A 715-nucleotide genomic window follows, 5' to 3' on the forward strand; every position below is an offset into this window, starting at 1 on the left:
GAGGGCCTTCCACATTATCAGGCGCTTGCCGTGTCTGCCCAAGGGTCGATCACCTCGACACCGCAGCCTTCGAAATCGGCCACGTTCCGGGTTGCAATGGCGGCGCCATAGGCGCGGGCGGTAGCAGCAATCTGGCAGTCGGTGAAGCTGATGGGTCGGCCTGCGTTGCGGCGATCCATGAAGATAGCTGCGAAGGCCTTGGCAGCGGCACTGTCGAAAGGCAGAACCCGGCCTGCGAAGTCCTCCGCGATCATCGCGTCGATCTCGGCGATCAGGCGCTCGCGGCGCTTGCCATCGGGCAGGGCCGCCGCACCGCGCCGTAACTCGGCCTCGCCCACGGCACTAAGGTGCAGCGCCATGGCGTCCTGGTCGCCGAACCATGCCAGCACCGCCGGCGCAGGGTTCGGGCGCATCAGCTCAGAAATGACGTTGGTGTCGATCAGGATCATTGCCGCAGCCGCCTCAGTCGAACCGCAGCGGTTCGGGCATCGGCTCGCGCGGCGGCAGGTCCAGGTCCACGCCACCCAGCGCCGCGAACCGGCGATGGATGGCCTCGCCAAGGTTCTCGGGCACTGCCGTCTTGCCGATGGCCTTGCGAAGGATTTCCCGTGCCTCCTCTTCCATCGATCTGCCATGCTCGGCCGCGCGGATGCGCAGGCGGCGCTTCAGGCCATCGTCGAGGTTACGAATCGTGATGCTGGCCATGACGTCCTCC

The 715-nt window shown here is 66.4% G+C and carries 2 protein-coding genes; both read right to left on the reverse strand.

Annotation, left to right across the window (positions count from 1 at the left end):
* Positions 1-17: 17 nt before the first annotated feature.
* Entirely contained in the window at positions 18-449 is a 432-nt protein-coding gene (locus NYR58_RS20490) for a type II toxin-antitoxin system VapC family toxin (RefSeq protein ID WP_261522957.1), read from the reverse strand.
* Between the two features lie 13 nt (positions 450-462).
* The coding region (locus NYR58_RS20495; protein WP_446681821.1) for a FitA-like ribbon-helix-helix domain-containing protein at positions 463-715 on the reverse strand (253 nt) is incomplete at its 5' end.

This window comes from Chelativorans intermedius, assembly GCF_025398255.1.
Taxonomy (GTDB): Bacteria; Pseudomonadota; Alphaproteobacteria; order Rhizobiales; family Rhizobiaceae; genus Chelativorans; species Chelativorans intermedius.

Bases quoted from the DNA above. Each gene is read 5' to 3' on its own strand.
- NYR58_RS20490 (WP_261522957.1), bottom strand. From the start codon at position 449: ATGATCCTGATCGACACCAACGTCATTTCTGAGCTGATGCGCCCGAAC.